Origin of the sequence: Paenibacillus sp. 598K, assembly GCF_003851045.1 — a bacterium.
GTDB lineage: Bacteria > Bacillota > Bacilli > Paenibacillales > Paenibacillaceae > Paenibacillus_D.
The window spans coordinates 1-17,230 of record NZ_BFBX01000036.1 but is presented as its reverse complement, the minus strand read 5'-3'; the positions used below and the strand labels follow the sequence as shown (position 1 = coordinate 17,230).

The 17,230-nt window shown below is 57.9% G+C and carries 12 protein-coding genes; 4 read left to right on the top strand and 8 right to left on the bottom strand.

Annotated features, from left to right (window positions below):
* Nucleotides 1-130 precede the first annotated feature (130 nt).
* Nucleotides 131-2,029 carry a squalene--hopene cyclase gene (gene shc / locus PA598K_RS12740; RefSeq protein ID WP_128657336.1) on the top strand — a complete coding sequence of 633 codons (1,899 nt, stop codon included), beginning with the start codon at nucleotides 131-133 and terminating at the stop codon, nucleotides 2,027-2,029.
* Here shc and PA598K_RS37890 read toward each other — a convergent pair.
* From PA598K_RS37890 to PA598K_RS12720, 4 genes are all read right to left on the bottom strand, one after another.
* Complete coding sequence (locus PA598K_RS37890; RefSeq protein WP_260405382.1) at nucleotides 2,002-2,133, bottom strand: hypothetical protein; 132 nt, start codon at nucleotides 2,131-2,133, stop codon at nucleotides 2,002-2,004. The two genes, shc and PA598K_RS37890, sit on opposite strands and share 28 nt — an antisense overlap.
* 166 nt (nucleotides 2,134-2,299) lie before the next feature.
* On the bottom strand, nucleotides 2,300-7,318 hold the full coding sequence (locus tag PA598K_RS37885) for a GH92 family glycosyl hydrolase (protein WP_260405381.1): 5,019 nt from the start codon (nucleotides 7,316-7,318) through the stop codon (nucleotides 2,300-2,302).
* The gene (locus tag PA598K_RS12725) at nucleotides 7,315-8,898 is read right to left on the bottom strand and encodes an S-layer homology domain-containing protein (protein ID WP_128657335.1); all 1,584 of its coding nucleotides are present in this window, start codon (nucleotides 8,896-8,898) and stop codon (nucleotides 7,315-7,317) included. The genes PA598K_RS37885 and PA598K_RS12725 overlap by 4 nt, the downstream gene beginning before the upstream one ends.
* 18 nt (nucleotides 8,899-8,916) lie before the next feature.
* Nucleotides 8,917-11,277 carry a metallophosphoesterase gene (locus PA598K_RS12720; RefSeq protein ID WP_260405380.1) on the bottom strand — a complete coding sequence of 787 codons (2,361 nt, stop codon included), beginning with the start codon at nucleotides 11,275-11,277 and terminating at the stop codon, nucleotides 8,917-8,919.
* Between the two features lie 328 nt (nucleotides 11,278-11,605).
* Here PA598K_RS12720 and PA598K_RS12715 point away from each other — a divergent pair, with 328 nt between their 5' ends.
* The gene (locus PA598K_RS12715; RefSeq protein ID WP_128657333.1) at nucleotides 11,606-12,085 is read left to right on the top strand and encodes a YfbM family protein; all 480 of its coding nucleotides are present in this window, start codon (nucleotides 11,606-11,608) and stop codon (nucleotides 12,083-12,085) included.
* 135 nt (nucleotides 12,086-12,220) lie between these two features.
* Here the strand turns inward: PA598K_RS12715 and PA598K_RS12710 are convergent, their stop codons facing one another.
* The 3 genes from PA598K_RS12710 to PA598K_RS12700 all read right to left on the bottom strand — a co-directional run bounded on the left by PA598K_RS12710 (nucleotide 12,221) and on the right by PA598K_RS12700 (nucleotide 15,019).
* Entirely contained in the window at nucleotides 12,221-13,210 is a 990-nt protein-coding gene (locus tag PA598K_RS12710; protein ID WP_128657332.1) for a cell wall hydrolase, read from the bottom strand.
* A 219-nt stretch (nucleotides 13,211-13,429) separates the two neighbouring features.
* Nucleotides 13,430-14,479 (bottom strand): MerR family transcriptional regulator, encoded by a 1,050-nt coding sequence (locus tag PA598K_RS12705; protein ID WP_185601898.1) that lies wholly within the window; start codon nucleotides 14,477-14,479, stop codon nucleotides 13,430-13,432.
* An 87-nt stretch (nucleotides 14,480-14,566) separates the two neighbouring features.
* On the bottom strand, nucleotides 14,567-15,019 hold the full coding sequence (locus PA598K_RS12700) for a DinB family protein (protein WP_128657330.1): 453 nt from the start codon (nucleotides 15,017-15,019) through the stop codon (nucleotides 14,567-14,569).
* Nucleotides 15,020-15,177: 158 nt separating this feature from the next.
* Between PA598K_RS12700 and PA598K_RS12695 the strand changes: the two genes are divergently transcribed.
* Nucleotides 15,178-15,630: a MarR family winged helix-turn-helix transcriptional regulator gene (locus PA598K_RS12695; RefSeq protein WP_128657329.1), complete on the top strand. Its 453-nt coding sequence runs from the start codon at nucleotides 15,178-15,180 to the stop codon at nucleotides 15,628-15,630.
* Nucleotides 15,631-15,661: 31 nt separating this feature from the next.
* Entirely contained in the window at nucleotides 15,662-16,747 is a 1,086-nt protein-coding gene (locus PA598K_RS12690; RefSeq protein ID WP_128657328.1) for a saccharopine dehydrogenase family protein, read from the top strand.
* 21 nt (nucleotides 16,748-16,768) lie between these two features.
* On the opposite strand, the gene PA598K_RS36160 is transcribed toward PA598K_RS12690, so the two are convergent.
* A partial coding sequence (locus tag PA598K_RS36160; protein ID WP_446674099.1) for a beta-xylosidase family glycoside hydrolase occupies nucleotides 16,769-17,230 on the bottom strand: 462 nt, incomplete at its 5' end.

The window sequence follows — 17,230 nt, the reverse complement described above, 5'->3', positions numbered from 1 at the left end:
TCTATTATCAACCAGCGCACTGGCCAGGTCAATACGATCCATCACACCTGCGGCTGCGCCGTATGTTCGCAAGTCTCCGCTCATACAATGGTGTAAATGAGTAAATGAACACAAAGGAGGCGTTACCTCCATGCGTCCAAGCCTTGAGGACATCGACACGGCAATCGAGAGCCTGATCCGAGACATAACGGCCGACCAGCAGCCGGACGGCTCCTGGCGCTACTGCTTCGACACCGGCGCCAACGTCGATGCGTATACGATTATCCTGCTCCGCACGCTGGAGGCGGACGAGGAGCCGCTCATCCGTCGACTGCACGAGCGCATCCGCGTTCGCCAGCAGCCTGGCGGGTACTGGCGATTGTACGAAGACGACGACGAAGGCCATCTCGCATCGACGATCGAAGCGTACTATGCCTTGCTCTACTCCGGCTACAGCTCGCCGGAGGACGCAGCGATGGAGGCGGCGCGCCATTACATTGCCAAGCGGGGCGGACTGCGGCGGATCGACGGTCTGATGACCCAGGCCGTGCTCGCCGCCACCGGACAGATCAAGTGGCCGCGCTCGATCGCCTCGATCCCGCTGGAGATGCTGCTGCTGCCGCTCGCATTCCCGGTGCAGTTCTTCGACTTCTCCGGCTACGCGCGCGTCCACCTGGCGCCGCTGCTCGTCATGGCCGATCGCGACTACGCCGTGCAGTCGGCCCGGTGTCCGGACCTCAGCAGTCTCGTCGGCACCCGCGAGCAAGGCTACGAGCCGCCCTTGCCGGCGGGCCAGCAAGCGCTCCAGCAGCGACTGGATGCCGGGCTGAACCGACTGATCGGCAGTCGACGCGCGCTCCGCGAGGCGGCTACCGCACGGGCCGAGAGCTACATGCTCGATCGCATCGAGGCGGACGGCACCCTGTACAGCTACGCCAGCAGCACGATCCTGATGGTGCTCGCCTTGCTGGCGCTGGACTACGAGCCCACCGATCCCTTGATCATGCGAGCTATCGAGGGGTTGAAGAGCATGAGCTACGAGCTCGACGAAGGGCTGATGATCCAGAACTCCCCCTCCGAGATCTGGGATACGGCGCTGTTGGCCTATGCCTTGCAGGAGGCTGGGCTGCCTGCTGACCATCCGAGCGTACGGTCGGCTACAGACTATGTGCTGCGGCATCAGCATACGAAGCCCGGCGACTGGCAGCTCCACAATCCCGCAGCTGCGCCTGGCGGCTGGGGCTTCTCCGAGAGCAATACGATCAACCCCGACGTCGATGACTCGACCGCCGCGCTGCGAGCGATCCACGCCCGCTCCCGTCTCCCTGGGGACGCGCAGACGGCCTGGAATCGCGGCCTTAGCTGGGTCGTCTCGATGCAAAACAAGGATGGCGGCTGGCCGGCCTTCGAGAAGCATACGGATAAGCGTATCCTTACCTGGCTGGCGATCGACGGCGCAGCGGCGGCGGCGATCGATCCGTCGGAGGCCGATCTGACCGGACGCACGATCGAATATCTGGCGAACTGGGCCGGACTCGACCAGAGCCATCCCGTCGTGCAGCGCGGCGCAGACTGCCTCGTGAAGCAGCAGGAGCGGGACGGCTCGTGGTACGGACGCTGGGGCATCTGCTACATCTATGGCACCTGGGCCGCGCTCACGGGCTTGCGGGCGGCGGGGTACGCGCCGGAGCACCCATCGATCCGCCGTGGCAGCGACTGGCTGCACGCGATCCAGCGCGAGGACGGCGGTTGGGGCGAGTCGTGCCTGAGCGATCAACGCAAGCGGTATGTGCCGCTGGCGATGAGCACGCCCTCGCAGACCGCCTGGGCGCTCGACGCCCTCATCGCTGCCCATGACGAGCCGACCGAGGCGATGAAGCGCGGCATGCAGCGGCTGATCGAGCTGCTGGCGAGCGACGACCCGGCTCCCGCCGCGTACCCTACCGGGGCAGCGCTGCCTGGCAGCTTTTATATCCGCTATGACAGCTACTCCCGCATCTGGCCGCTGCTGGCGCTCGCTCACTACCGTGCCAAGTACACCTTGAAGTAACCGACATAGACCACGCCGATAAATGCGCCGTAGACGACCAGCGTCACGGCCATGCTGCGCGGATCGGCGAGCAGTTGGTTGCCCAGCAGGGCGAACAGCAGCATCGAGGGAATCTTGCCGGGACGTCATCGGCAATCTGCCTCGATCGTACAAGCATGCCTGTCAAGACCGCTGACCGCAAAACAAGGACCGCCTGTTGGCGATCCCTGCCTCTATGCATACCTTCCTATTTCATGAAACGAATGCAGTCCATATTTTCAATATATGGTTTCAACGGTTGTTGAAGCCGTTCACCGCCTGCGAGCGCTCGGCCGATTCGAACTCCAGTTGCACAGATTCTTCTGCCGGCGGCTCAACTGGCGGCTCGACTGGCGTCACCTGCTTCTGGAATCGTACATTGTCATAATTGCCAATGTAGCGGTAGGTGCCGTTAGTCGTGCCTCTCATCACGAAATATATATCCTTTGTCCCTGTCAAAGATTCGGTCAACGCTGCGCCTGCCTCGGCATAGACTCCCCACCCATCGGCAGTAGGAGGCGTGTCGATCGTAGCCAGCAGCGGACCGCTAACATCGCCCAACCGAACCTCAACCCTGGCATCTGCCGCGGTATTACCCCGATTTCCTGCATATTCGACGGAGACGTAATTGACGCCAGATATCCCAAAATTCATATTTTTGTATGCCAGCCAGGCTCCGTCGTACGTATTGGCAACCTGCTTGCCGCTCTTGCCGTTCTCCGTCTTAAGCGGCTGGTTGTTGCCAGGATTGATCGCGGTTGACCACTCGTCATAACGCTCGAGCTCCAGCATGGCGTAATCGGCGCGCATCGGAACATGGCTGAAGGCAATACTGTCAAAGTTGCCTATATAGAGATGGTCGTTGGTCGTCGTTCCCCTCATCACCAGATACAGATCCTGGATCCCCTGAAGCGTAACGTCCAGCAACGCCTCCTCTATCCGGTATTGTCCCCAGCCGTTATCGGTCCGAGGCAACTGAACGATGCCGGCGAGCGGTCCGTCCGGACTGCTCGTACGGATTTCAAGCGCGATATCGGCAGGAGTGCGACTCACGGGCGCATCGTAGACGACAGCGATTTGATTCACGCCCTGTTCGCCGAAGTCGATGCCTTCAAAGGCCAGCCAGGCCCCCGTAAAGGTATTCCCGACGACGGTTCCGTTATTGCCGCTCTCGGTTTTAAGCGGTTTGTTATTGAAAGCATTAACCGCTTCGGACCAAGAGCTGCGACTCTCGAATTCGAGCCTGATGCCGGTATCTCCCGGTTGCTCGGGTGCTTGCGAGTCTGGCTTGAGTGGGGCCTCCGGCTGGCCGACAGACGGCGCAGCATGCTCCGGATCGTACGCATCGACCGGACGTTCGGGCTTCTCAGGCAATGGCAGCGGATCAAGCTCAGGCTTCCCTGGCTGCCCCGGCCCCTCGGAGTTACGCTCCGGTTGCGGGGCTGCCGGCTCCGCCAACCAGACCGAGCGGTAGATATCACCACCATATTCATCGACAAGGTACACATTCACCTTGTAGCTTTCGCTTTTTACGTTAAACGTCTGCGATGTAGAGAAATCCCCCTTACCGACAGGCACCGCATTGGTCATCCATGCCTTTTCGCCTCCATCCATCAACTGGAAGACAACATAGGCATCCTGATCGTAATCGCCTGTCCGTTTGCCTGTGACTTTTACCTGCAATTGATCGATACGCGAGGTTTTCACTTCCAGGTCGTAGACGTCCCAGAGCTGCTTGCTATCAAACGGCTTGTCGGAGCGCAATGGCGCGCCTGCCGCCTGTTCGCGGCTCGGATCGGCCGCTACGCGCACCAGCACTGTACCGGCCGGATGGTCGGCCGGACCGATGGTCTGCGGATTGCGACTCGCTTGACGCCACTGCTGCCCATTGTCAATGCTGTACTCGTACAATTCAGGCTGCTCGAACCCTGGCACATACGTCCAGCCAAAGGTACGAGCTTCATTATCAACAACTGGAGCTGTAGGCGCATCGGGAACCATCAGCCGACGGCTCGCCTCCAGTACGAATGCATAGGCAATGTCAGAGCTGCTCTCATTCACCTGATGCACCTCCGCCGCAATGACGTTAGTCCCGTCCACTAGACGCTTCGGATCAATCTCGTACGTCAGCCAATTTCGTTCATTGCCTACAGTAGCGTTGGCATAGGTATCATAACCAACGGCACCCTCCGACATGTTCGTGCGGATAATCTCTTCTCCGTTAAGATAGATAATCGCTCCGTCATCATGGATGAGACGTGCGGCGAGCGAGGCCATCTGCGCGACATCCTCCACCTCGAAGGTATGCCGGAAATAAGTCGTCGGATACTTGTTCTTGCTATCCGGTCCATAACTGACAACAGTCTGGACGTAGTCATTGTTGTCATAGCCGAGCGGAGCGCTTCCTCGCTTCCAGTCGCTATCGTCGTAATCGATGTCAGTCCAGCCGGCTCCGGCATAACGTCCGGCATCCAGATACGCCCACTGAGCGTTCTCGGGGATAAGCGTCTTCGTCATCGAAGGTCGCTCGACATACTCGCCGAAGTCATAAACCGGCGGCGCAGCCTCAGGCGCTGCTCCCCAAGCATAATTCGGCTCTGCTCCCATCTCGAATACGAGACTTCCGCCAGCCATGATATCGGCGTGTAGGATCCATGGCTGGTCGAACGTCTCGCCGTTAAGCGTAGCCGACTGGATGAAGCGATTGGTGGATGAGACACCGTTCGCACGGATCGTAAAGGTCTGTCCATGATCCAGGTTCAACTTGACCTCCTCAAAAATCGGAGAGCCGATCGTGTAATAGGGGTCTCCAGGGTTGCTCGGGAACAATCCCATCGCACTAAAAACGAACCAGGAGGATAGCGCGCCTGCATCATCATCCATCGACTGGAGATATCCCTCAGGATCGGAGCGGAAGACGCGCGAGACCATCGGCGCGCCATACAGTCCATGATTATGATACTTTTGGGTTACGACCTCGGTCGTATACTCGCGCGCATAATACTGCGTCAGATAAGGCATGCCAGTGTAGTTGAACAGGAACGGAACATGCAGATCCGGCTCGTTTACGGCAACAAACTCGTCGATAGCAAAGAAATGCTGTAGATCCTCCGCCATCTGTCGCTTGCCGCCCATCAGCTCTGCCATACCGTTCATATCATGCGGCACCGTCCAGCGATAGGTCCACAAATTGCCCTGATAAGCGTATTTGTTCACGGTTTTGATGTCCTTTGGCTGAACTGTGTTGCCGTTAGGCGTAAAGAAGCCCCGTTCGACGCCTGTATCGTCGCTCTGATCGCCATTCCACAACGCTTGGTAGGACTTGGCGATCGCATAGTATTTGTTATATGCGTCCAGATCGCCGAGCATCTCTGCAAGACGCATCGGATAATAGGCGCTATAAGCTTGCTCCAGCTTGCCGGAGATCTGATCGTTCTTCACTTCATACTGATCTGTGTCCTCAGCCATCCCCTCCATCACCAGACGCAACTCCTGATCATCCAGCTTCAATCCCTTGGCGATCGCATCCAGGATGACTGCGCCGTTGAACTCGTTGCGCACCGTCGGGCTAGGCCAGTAGCCAGCCCCCCATTGCGCGTACGAGCCTCTCGTCTTGTAGAGGTCGATCATCGACAAGGCCATATTCTCGAACCGCTGCGGCTCCAGGATTGAATATAGCGGATACTTGCGGAAGTCGTCCCATGTCGACCAACCGTTGTAATACTCAAATTTATCGCTGATCTCCGACGTATCGCGGAGCGTCTGCTCGTCGCGGGCCGCTCGGAACTTGCCGTCCTTACCGGACACTTTGTTCGGATGCTGCATCGCATGATAGAGTTGAGTGTAGAAGATCCGCTTGTTCTCTTCGTCGTCATCCGTTACCTGCACCTTGCCAAGCGTCTGGCTCCAGAGGTCTCGAGCCGCCTGATGGCGCGCATCGAACGCCCAACCGCTGTCCTCGTAATCCCGTTCCGCCCTGGCTTGCTCCATGCCGACAGTAGACAGTCCAACCTTGACCTGAACAGTCTTCGCCTCGGCTGTATTAAAGTTCAGCCATACACCGCTGCTGGCCCCGGTGCGCTCCGCCACCTGGCCGGTGCTTGCTCCCGACCATGACGTATACGAGACAACATCCTGATCAAAAGCCATGGAGTAATAGAGTTTGTAGTAGCCATGGCCGCACACGTTGCGCGATTCGATCATACCGGACACTTCGTTGCCCTCGACCTTCAATGTCGCATGATTCATACCCGCATACGAGTTGGACAGATCCACCAGTATGGCTCCGGTCTCCGCCTTCTCCGGGAATGTATATCGATGGTAGCCGACGTTGTCCGACGCCGTCAGTTCGGCCCGTATACCCGAATCGAAGGTGACAGCATAATACCCGGCAGACGCTTGCTCGCTTGTCTTGTCGTACCCGTCCTTGTAGACGCTGCTGCTCGTCGTAAAGCTCTTGGTGGTCGGCATCAGCAGGATGTTGCCCCCCGCCCCGCTGCATCCTACGCCGCTGAAGCGCAGATGAGAGAAGCCCTTGATGGCCTGGTCTTCGTAGTAATAGCCGCTGAACGCGCCGCCATCACTGTCTGGACCCGGTGCGGCCAGACCAAATGGTGTACGCGGTCCCGGGTTGGTCTGACCGTTGTCGCCAAGCGTATTGATGAATGGATCGACATAATCGACAGGCGCTATATCAGTCGCCGGATACGCAGGGAGCTGACCTTGTTTGACACCGTACACCTCGAATTCAGCGATCCGCACCGTGTGTCTGTCGGCTGCCCCTTTCGTAATGTAGAGACGTACATATTGTGCGTCGAAGGCAGGTACATAACGGTCCACAATGGTCTGGACATTGTCCTGAATCACATCGACATCGATCCATGTCTTGCCGTCTTCGCTTTTTTGCAAACGAAAATTTTTGGCATTCCAGTTTGGGCATTGGTTGCCCTCGGCCATACAATTGTTTTTTACGATCCACTGATTAATCGTGAAGCTCTCGCCTAGATCCAGCATGAGCCATTTTCCTATGGAGGTTGACGAACTGTCGCACCATTTGGTCTTGGTATTTCCGTCGACGGCAAAAACGGCCCGTTCTTTGTCATTGCATGCGCCAGTCGCCAGCACCGATACAGCCTCGAGAGCCAGATTGCGCGTCGGAACAGCCGTGATGTCCATTTCCTGTTGCCCGCTCTCCGCCCTCACCCCTAACGGCTGCAGAATGGACATCAACATGACTAGCAGGATACTCCAAGCAATCCACTTCTTCCTCATGATATCCTCCCTCCCTGAGTTGGCGTCAGCATGCGGTCGATCATTACCGCCACCTGAGCTCTCGTGAGCGGTTGCTTGGGCTCGAATCTGCCCATGTCGCCCTGGATCAGCCCCATCGCCCATGCCTGCTCGATGAACGGAACGGCCCATTCCGCTATGGATTTGCGGTCAGAGAAAGGCAATTCTCCTTCCTGTATCGCAATCCGTTCAAAGTATTGCGATGCACGCACCAGTACAGCAACCGCTTCCTCTCTCGTCATCTGATCCTGCGGTCTGAACTGGCCATTGTAGCCGTTAACGATACCTAATCCTGCAGCCATAGTGACATGCTCGCTGTAATAGCGGCCAGCCGGCACATCCTCGAAATGCTGCGGAGCGGCTGTCCTCGCTTCCCCGTTTTGCCAAGCCATCGCCCGCATCACCATTGTGACGAAATCCGCGCGACTGATGGACCCGCCAGGCTGATAACGATCCGCGTTCATCCCCGTTACAATCTGCTTGGCCGCAAGAGAGCGAACGGCCGCTTCCGCCCAGTGTCCTTTCATATCGGCGAAGCCCTTGTTATACTCCAACAACGCATAGAGCGAGAAGGGATCGATTGTAAACATGACGTTGTAGCCTGTTACCTGTGTGGCAATGGGCGTCAGTTGGGCTCCATCTACATAATAGATGCCTGCCAACCCGCTACGCAGCAGACGAAGCTGCTCATTGGTCAGTTGGAGCGTCACTGTCACCGGATGCTTGAACTTCGAAACGACGCCACGCTGACCTTCTGCGATTCGTTCGATCTGTACGAAGAGCGCGACTCCGGTCGGACGATAGTCACCGCCGACCGCGCCTTCGACGGCGCTGCGCAATTCGCCTTGCCATGCCGCATCCAACGTTAAGCGCAATACGGCCTCATCGCCTGCGTCCGCCGGAATCGCACCGACAGGAAGACGTAGCGTCAGTTCTTCCGCCTGCAGCTCAACGGCCTTTCCTGCACGCTCCAGCTCGCGCCAGGCCTCCATCTCTATCTCCACCCGTGCGCTTCCCTTCGCTACACCAGGCAATTCGATGACCATCAAGGTCCCGTCTGGACCCATTGCCTTGCGGACCGCCTCTGTCGTTACACTATGGATGCCCTCCGCATTCCGTACAGGCTTGATCTTGCCGCTCGTTATCTCGCCGCCGTCTGTCTCCTCTTGCCCTCCGTCGATAATCGGCGGATACCATGGGACGGGGCCTGCCGACGCAGTTACAACGCTAAACTGTGCGCTCGCCTGTTGCAATCCACAGCTCGCCACTATCGTATATGTACCGATCGGAGCGAAGGTTGCGCGCGAAGAGATCGTCAAGAAGGTCGAATACCGTCCCTCCCTGGCCTGTGCCACATCGACGAACAGCACACTGCCGTCCGGACGTCTGACCTGAATCGCTACCTCGCCATCCGCTTCCGGCACGGTTCCCGACAATCTCAACTCTTCTCCGGGCTGTACCTGGGCAGCGCTCACTTGCAGCGTCATCTCCGTTGCTGCGCTTGCCGCCCCGGGCACGATCAGCATGGCGATCATCAAGATCGCCGCCAGTATAATTTTCACGTTGGCATTCCTCGCTTTCTAGTTATGCTTCAACAGGATCGGCTCCGCCAGATGGATCAACCCCTTGCGCGCCCCGCCGAAGCTGTCGAATACGAACACCTTGACGGCGTATTGATCTTTATCGGTATTAAAATATTGGTTGATTTGCATTTGATCTTTCGTAATCGGCACCGCGTTGATCAACTCTGGCTGATTGCCATTCATCAGTTGAACAATCAGATAAGCTTGGCCGTCATAGTCCGCGATCCGTCTGACATCCACAGCGACATGAGGTTGCTCGCCTGTCATCATCTTCCCCGCGAGCGCATAGACGCGGTGCACCGTGTTCGTGGTAAACGCGATTCTGTTGGCTAATGCCAAGCCAGGCTGGTCTTCGCCGGCAGCTTCGGCCTTGACTCGCACGCGAACGTCGCCCGCTGCATAGTCGGAATCGCCGACAGCTTGCGGGTTAGCAACAACAGGCTGCCAACGCTTGCCGCCATCAACCGTATATTCGTAATCCTCAGGTCGCTCGAAGCCGGGCACATACGTCCAACCGAATGTATTGAAACCGTCATCGACGAGACTGCCGCCAGGCGCGGCTATTCGTTCGGAAGAAGCTTCGATGGAGACGCCGTCCGAATTATTGCGTTTATTGACCGTACGGACAACAAAGGTATACATCTCGTCAGAATTCAGTCCGTCCAATACGTACACATACCCTTTGCGGTCTGGAGATGCGGGAAGGTAGGCGCTCCAGTTTTTGTTGTCGCCCATCTTTCCATTCTTCTCATAAATACGGAAGCCCCGTATGTCCTCCCCTTCATCCGGCGCGCTCCAGGAAAGAATCGTGCGACCGTGGCCATCCCGTCCGGAGGCTCCATCTACGATCGGATCCGGTTTGATATCCTTGCGAACGATGGTATAGCTATCGAAGGGCTCCTCTTCGCCTGCATGATAGGAATCGATGGTCAGACTATCGCCTGTCATGCGAATCCCGGAGAACACGGGCTTACGCGGCTGATCGAATACAGCGCCATAGTAGTTCAAGACGTTATTGTTGATATCGTAAAATTTAGTTCCTGAAGCATTGTTAATGATATAAAATGTACCGTCAGGATCGATGGCGCGACCCGCCTCGTCTATCTCGATCTTCTTAAGCGCCTGATCTTTGTACATCTGATAGGTCCGTACGTAAGAATGATCGTGTCCCTGCAATACCATATCGATTCCCAACTCATCAAAGACCGGGAACAACAGGGCTCTCAGTTCGCGAATCTCATCCTCGTCGGAATGGCCGCCTAGCGAGTAGATGCCTTTGTGTGCCGCAACGATCTTCCACTTCTTGTCCGTCTGCGCCACTTCCTTGCGCAACCATTCGATCTGTTCGTCGAAGGCTTGTCGCTGGTCAGTATTCCACCCCATATCCATCGTGTTCAACACCATGATACGCGCATCTCCGTAATCAAAAGCGTAAGTCGCTCCATCCGGAAGAGGGTTCGATATTTCACCTACAGGATAATTAAAATGATGAAAAAAACTGTTCTCTTGCCTAAACGGACCATCGTGATTGCCGACGGCCGCCTGAATCGGCAGATTCATCAACACATCTTGCGGCTCACCGAAAAAGTCGAACCATTGGCTCTCCCAATCCCCGCGATCCACCTGATCGCCAGTCATCATCAAAAAGCGAGCGGCCGGGAATTTCTTCATGCCTTCTCTCAAGGTGTTGGCAAAAACCCTATAATCGTTAGTGTTGCCACCTTGGGAATCGGTCATATACAAAAATTCATATTCTGATTCGTCTTCGCCCTCCGTTGAGAAGGACCCTGTCTCGCTCCAGTTACCCTCGCTACCGAGTCGGTACTGGTAATCCGTTCCGGGCTTCAGACCTTCGACAATTGCTTTATGGCCAATAAAGGTTGCATTTTGTGTATTGTCCAGCTTGACTGGCAGCACTCTGGCTTGGCCAGAGAAACGCAGCTTCGTTTTCGAGTCGAACGCAAGGCCCGCTTCTACAACCTCGACGAGGCTATCCATCGCATCATCTGGCGCGGCTGCCTGATCGTTATAATCGGTGTACCAGGCAAAGCTTCGCCCTGTCTTGGCGCTGCCATGGATCGACATCGCGATCGCAAACGGTCTGTAATCGCCTGCTCTGTAAGTTGCTGATCTGTTCGTACCCGCCTCGAAGACCTGGCTTGTTTCAGTCGCAGAGCGCAGCACGCGCTCGTTCCCATCAGTTGCCTTCGCTCCGTAAGCGGCATGCTGCAGCAAAAAACCTGTTCCCCACAGCGCCACTGTCAGCGTCAGAACGATTAATATGCCCGTCAAGCAACTAACCATAACCTTGCTTTCATTTCTTCTCACAACATTTCCCTCCCGCACCTGTATTTCCATGTTCATGCAACCTCGTAAAAGTATATCGTTTTATACCTTAGCCTTCTGCCGATTTTTGTTATCGTTTTTTTAATATTTGATTATCTAGATATAATGTTTTTACGAAATATTAACAAACGAAAAAAAACCTTCCCAAAAGGATGAGAACGCAGATGTCGGGACTTCAATTCAGTTGTCTGGCTAATTCGTACTAATCCTTAGCAAAAAACCAGATCGTTCACACCTAAAATACAGCTAGCGACTCTATCAAGAGTAACTATAAATCGGTTATATTGTTTAAATAGCTTTTCCGTACAGGAGAGCATCTGACAGCTTGGGAGGAATAACGATGGGCATGATAGGCATATACGTCGCGATTAGTGAAGAGGAGGCGCGTCAGCTCGCCGATGGGCAGCTGCTGCCAGACGATATGGAGCTCTATGAGCGCGACGACCAACTCGACATCGACAAGTCGTGGCAAGCAATCAGCTTCGTGCTCACCGGAGAGCTTGCCGGAGGCTCGCCGCCGCTCAGCTATGCTGTGCCCACCATAGGCGAGCTGCTGCTCGATTACGGCGATTACGGCGCGTTTTACTTGCTGCCCGCCCAACTGGCCGAAGCGGCGCAAGCGCTCTCCGAGATTAGCGAGGAAGAATTTCACAACCTGTATGTCCAGCATTCGCCCATCGAGCACCAGATCTATCCGGTGACGGAGGGTGAGGATCCCAAGGAGCTGCTGGACTATCTTGAACATCATTTCACGGCATTGGTCGCTTATTATCGCCGTGCCGCCGAGCGTGGCCAAGGGATGCTCTTTTATATCGCTTGAGTCGCTGCGCGGGTCGATCAGCCAATGCAAACAAAACGTCCAGCCTGATCGACAGGCTGGGCGTTTTTGATGAGGCAGACGCTGAATGGCCGGGCAGGCGGCGATCCGCCGTCGCCTCGACTCTTACATTTCGGATCACTTGGCGAATCGATGATTGCCGATCGTCGCCACGGTCGTCAGATTGGACCAAAATTCGCCGCGCGTAACGTCGGGATTATAGAAATATACGGCGCCCGGCACGTTGTTCCTGCCGTTCAGCGCGTCCTTGGCCGCGCGGAGCGCGCTCGCATGCGGCTTGCTCTTGTCCAGCAGACCATTGTGCGCAGGCGGGAACTGACGGCCCGAGTAGATGACCTCGCGGATCGTATCGGGGAATTTGGAGTGGGCAACCCGGTTCAAGATGATATTGGCGATTGCCAGTTGACCCTCATACGATTCGTAGCCAGCCTCGACCATTGTGATCTTGGCGAGCAGCATGTACTCGGCCTCGGTGTACGGCTTGGCCGTGTTGCTGAAGAACGTCGGGACCACTACCTTGAGCAGCGTCCCGGTCTTGGGCTCGCTCTTGGCGTCCATGTTGTTGCGCCGCATAAGCTCCTGGCGCGTCAATCCATACGTCTCGAGGATCGATGACAGCGTATCCTCTGCGCTCAGCTCGACCTGCTTGATCCTGGTCAGCAGCGCGACCTCCGCCTCCGTATCGTAATGCATGCGCCCGTGCAGCAGCTCCGTCAGCTCGCGAAGCGGCGCATACAAGCGTCCGTCGACGAGGATTGGAACCGCATCCATAACGAGACGCTCCCCATTCAGATAGACGACCGGCACCTCGTTGCCCAGCACGATCTCGTCCTTGACTGCCGAGCGGACCGTGAGCGCCTCTTGCTTGCCGTCCCAGCTCACGGAACCGCCGAATCGATCGGCGAGCGGCGCAACCGGCACATAGAGCCGTCCATCATAATAACGCGAAGGAGCGTCCAGCTCCAGCGTCTCGCCATCTATCACAATCTCGGGACCGGCTGCGGCAGCCGTGGTGCGCAGCGGCATAGCGAGTGTCACGGCTCCGAGCAGCACCAGCCCGACCAGGAGCGCGGACAGCCCCCTTCTAAACACATTATCCAAGATCATATGTACCTCCCGACGGTAAACGGTTGTGGGTCAATATGCCTATGTCATTATTCATAGACACGATTATAGCACGCCGCATCCGTCCGCAGGATTAACATTTTCACAGAATTAAGCAAAAACGACTTCGTCGTCCTTCCACGACGCGAAGAGCTTTGTCGGAGAAACTGCCAGGCTTCCGTCAGCCTCCCGAGCAGGCGGCGCGACAGCCTTGGCTCTCCGCTAATCCACCTCTGACGGGAGCTGCTCAACGTAGTCGCTCAGCCGCTCGACGATCTCTGCCGCTGCGGCGCCCGTCGAAGCCGGTCCCGCGATGACCAGATCGGTCGATCGCTTCGAGTCCGCATCCAGCGGCTCGAACACCCAGATCGCGATCTCCGACATCCGGTCCGACTGCCAGATCGCGCCAAGCGTCTTCATTTGTACCATGCCGTCGCGATACGACGTATAGGTGAGCTGGCCGTAGCCGTTCCGAACATCGGGATAGAAGCGAATATCGATGAGCTCGTCCGTCTGCGTATATTCGAAGCCCTCGATCATGACCCGTCCCGAGAAGGTAGGCTCGCTGAACAAGCGGTTACGCCACTTGCCTTCGATGCGCACCTGCACCGGCACCGCCGTCTCCGTCTGCCCCATCCGCAGCTGCATCGCCGTGTAGCTCAAGTCGACATCGCGAGGAATACCGCTGATCGCGACAACGATGTACACCAGCGCCGCTACCACAGCCGCAACCGCAGCGATCCTGCCGACGATCCGCAGCAGCGGTCCGAGCCAGGCCTCCCGACGGTCGCGCAGCCGCTGCGACACCTTGAAGTCGAGATACGCCTCCTCCTTCTCCTCCTTCGTCTCCGGATCGAAGCGAGCGAAGTTCGGGGCGAGGTCCCCGGGCGGCAAGCTGTACTGCCCCGCCACCTCGGTCAGTTGGGCGGCCAGTTGCCGCGTGCTGGAGATCGGCATCGCCAGCGCCGCCTCGATCGCCTGCAGGATCTCCTGCTTGGCCTCGACCTCGCCGAGCAGCTCCTCGCGACGCGACGCCAGGATCGGGCCGATCTCGGCTGGCGACTGCTGCATCCGGATGATGTCCTCGATGCCAAAGCCGACCTTGCGCAGCTCGGCGATCGCCAGCAGCTGCTCCACATCCTCCTCGGCAAACGACAGATATGTCCGACCGTTGATTTCCTCCGAGGCGGGAGCGATCAGCTGCCGCTCCACATAATAGCGAATGGTACGTTCGGTCAACGCCGTTTTTTGGCAAACCTCTTTCATTTTCATGCCTGTTACCCCCTGTTCTGGCGACAACATATCATCTTACGCAGGGGAAGTGTCAAGCCTGAGGCGCAAAATAGTGCTCAATCTCGCTCACAATCTCGCATAAGCGATGTAATCGAAAACCACAGGCTCCCCGCCCAGCTCGACGATACGGCGATTAAACTGTCCCCGATGGTACTGTCCGTGCAAAGCGACCTGAAGGAGAATGTCCCGCACAGGCGTTCGGAACGGCTGACCTTGCTGATTCGTATATTCGACGATCCGCTCCAGCTCCTCCTCGGTCAGCTGCTCCATATAGGCGCGGTAGCCTTGCACATTGGCCTGCATCAGCTCCAGCGTCTCCCCGGCATCGCCTTCCTCCCACAGCTTCAGATCCAGGGTGCTCTTCCCCTGCAGCCGGAGCAGCCACACTTGCTCTGCGATGGCCATATGTCTCAACAGTCGGAGCTGTGCCGCATCGTTCGTCTCGCCGAGCTGAAGTTTTCGCATGATCTCCGCGTTGGCCCATAACTGATGCTCGATCATCGACGTTATCGTTTTCATCTTTGCCACGACATCCCTTCTCTTATTCGTGCTCGCTGGCCGTATCCTGGCTGTCGGATCTATCGTATAGGATGAGCGAGACGGCAGTCAATGACCTGAAAGGCTTGGTCGACCAATTCGTCTTGACATCTAATAGTTTAGATACTAAACTAAAAGACATGAGAAACGAACACACGCAACTACCGTCCACCGCAAACGGCCGACATCAGCTGGGCAAGCTGATCCTGAACCTGCGCCGTCTCGAGCGCCAGCCTCAGCCCTTCGGGGAAGCCGGCGCCTTGACGCCAAGCGAAATCCATACGATCGACGCCATCGGCATCTCTTCGCCGATCCTGATGAGCGAGCTGGCCGGGCGGCTCAGCGTCACCAAGGGCGCGATCACACAGATCATTCAACGTCTGGAGTCCAAGGGGCTGGTGACGCGTCAGGCGCATCCCGAGGACGCCCGCTCCAGCCTGCTCTCTCTGACCCCTGTAGGAAAGGAGGCCTATCTGGCCCACGAGGCCGTGAATCAACAATTCTACGAGCGACTGCACGCCCAACTGAGCGAGCAAGAGATCGCAGCGTTCGAGCGCAGCCTCGCCATCCTCAATGACATGCTGGAGTCGTGAAGACGACGAACTGCAGAAAGGAAAAGAAACCATGAAGGATAACATTATCGTCGTCGGCGGCTACGGCCATGTCGGCCAACAAATCTGCGAGCTGCTGGCGGAACGCTACCCCGGACGCGTCATCGCAGCAGGCCGCAATCTGGAGCGCGCCCAAGCATTCGCCGCAACCAGCGGGGGGCGCATCCTGCCGATGCGTCTCGACGTGTCCGCCGAGCCTGACGAGGAGACGCTGCGCGGAGCCCGGCTCGTCATCATGTGTCTCGATCAGCAGGAGCCGGCATTCGTGCGGGCATGCCTGTCGCGGGGCATCCACTATGTCGATATCTCGGCAGACTACAGCTTCCTCGCCCAGGTCGAGCCGCTGCATGCGCTCGCCGCCGAGAGCGGAGCGACGGCTGTGCTAAGCGTCGGACTGGCGCCGGGGCTGACCAATCTGCTCGCTCGGCTGACCAGCTCTCGCCTCGATGCGGCCGAGAAGCTCGAGATTACCGTGCTGCTCGGCATGGGAGACACCCACGGCGACGCCGCCCTGGGCTGGACGATCGACCATTCCGCCTCGGATTTCGAGATGCTCGACCAGGCCTCCGGGGAGCGTCGGCGCATCGTCAGTCTGGGCGAGGGCAAGCGTATTCCCTTCGGCGGTACGCTCGGCGATCGCAAGGCGTATCGCTTCAACTTCGCCGATCAGCATATCGTATCGCGGACGCTGGGCATCCCGGATGTCTCGACGCGGCTCTGCCTCGACCCCGGATGGCTGACGGGCGCGCTCGCTGGCGCCAAGCGGCTCGGACTGCTGCGGCCGCTCCGTCTCCCGGCGCTCAGATCGCTCGCTGTAAGAGCGTTCGCCAGCGTCAGCCTTGGACAACCGCTCTATGCCGTCCATGTGCGAGCCTCCGGCCTGCGCGGGGATGATCCCGCATATGCCGAGGCTGTCCTGGTCGGCCAGCGGGAGGCCGAGATCACCGCGATGACAGCCGCGCTCGTCGCCGACAGGCTGTACGCGCGCGACGGGAAGGGCGGCGTCTACCATATCGAGCAGTTGCTGCGCTACGAGGAGCTCGCTTCTGAGCTGCAGCATCTCGCCGAGCTGACCGTCCGCGACGGCACCCTGCGATAAACCCCCCGCCCGCCTGACACATCAGTCTCTTCCTTCGTAATCCGCCCACTCGATATGGACCGGCGTCGAGGCGGCAGCGCCGTTGCCCGTCGCATACAGCCCGAAGAAGACGCCGGTGAAGCCGCCCGCAACCTCGGTCGACAGCAGGGCGCATTCCCCTTCGCCGAACCAATACGTCTCTCCCTCGCCCGTCGAGCAGCCGAAGCGATATCGATCCCGGTCCGCCTCGATCGTCAGCACGGCGGTATCGCTCGGCCACGGCGCCTCATGCTCGATCGCTTGCAGGCTGCCGATACGGCGGCGGAAGATCAGCTTGCGTCGGCCGCCGCGCTGCGTCAGCGCCAGCTCATAGTGGAACCGCTCACTCATGTACGCCGTCACTCCCGCCTCGTCCCCGTCCCGCTCCGGCGCGAAGCTCAGATGGGCAGCGAAGCGGCAGTCGAAATGCTGCTGTCTGCGGCCGAATCGAGTAGGCCTATGCGC

What these genes read in the sequence shown, in the direction of transcription:
- shc (WP_128657336.1), top strand. Translation starts at nt 131, where the DNA reads ATGCGTCCAAGCCTTGAGGACATCGACACGGCAATCGAGAGCCTGATC.
- PA598K_RS37890 (WP_260405382.1), bottom strand. Translation starts at nt 2,133, where the DNA reads ATGCTGCTGTTCGCCCTGCTGGGCAACCAACTGCTCGCCGATCCGCGC.
- PA598K_RS37885 (WP_260405381.1), bottom strand. Translation starts at nt 7,318, where the DNA reads ATGAGGAAGAAGTGGATTGCTTGGAGTATCCTGCTAGTCATGTTGATG.
- PA598K_RS12720 (WP_260405380.1), bottom strand. Translation starts at nt 11,277, where the DNA reads ATGGAAATACAGGTGCGGGAGGGAAATGTTGTGAGAAGAAATGAAAGC.
- PA598K_RS12715 (WP_128657333.1), top strand. Translation starts at nt 11,606, where the DNA reads ATGGGCATGATAGGCATATACGTCGCGATTAGTGAAGAGGAGGCGCGT.
- PA598K_RS12710 (WP_128657332.1), bottom strand. Translation starts at nt 13,210, where the DNA reads ATGATCTTGGATAATGTGTTTAGAAGGGGGCTGTCCGCGCTCCTGGTC.
- PA598K_RS12705 (WP_185601898.1), bottom strand. Translation starts at nt 14,479, where the DNA reads ATGAAAATGAAAGAGGTTTGCCAAAAAACGGCGTTGACCGAACGTACC.
- PA598K_RS12700 (WP_128657330.1), bottom strand. Translation starts at nt 15,019, where the DNA reads ATGAAAACGATAACGTCGATGATCGAGCATCAGTTATGGGCCAACGCG.
- PA598K_RS12695 (WP_128657329.1), top strand. Translation starts at nt 15,178, where the DNA reads ATGAGAAACGAACACACGCAACTACCGTCCACCGCAAACGGCCGACAT.
- PA598K_RS12690 (WP_128657328.1), top strand. Translation starts at nt 15,662, where the DNA reads ATGAAGGATAACATTATCGTCGTCGGCGGCTACGGCCATGTCGGCCAA.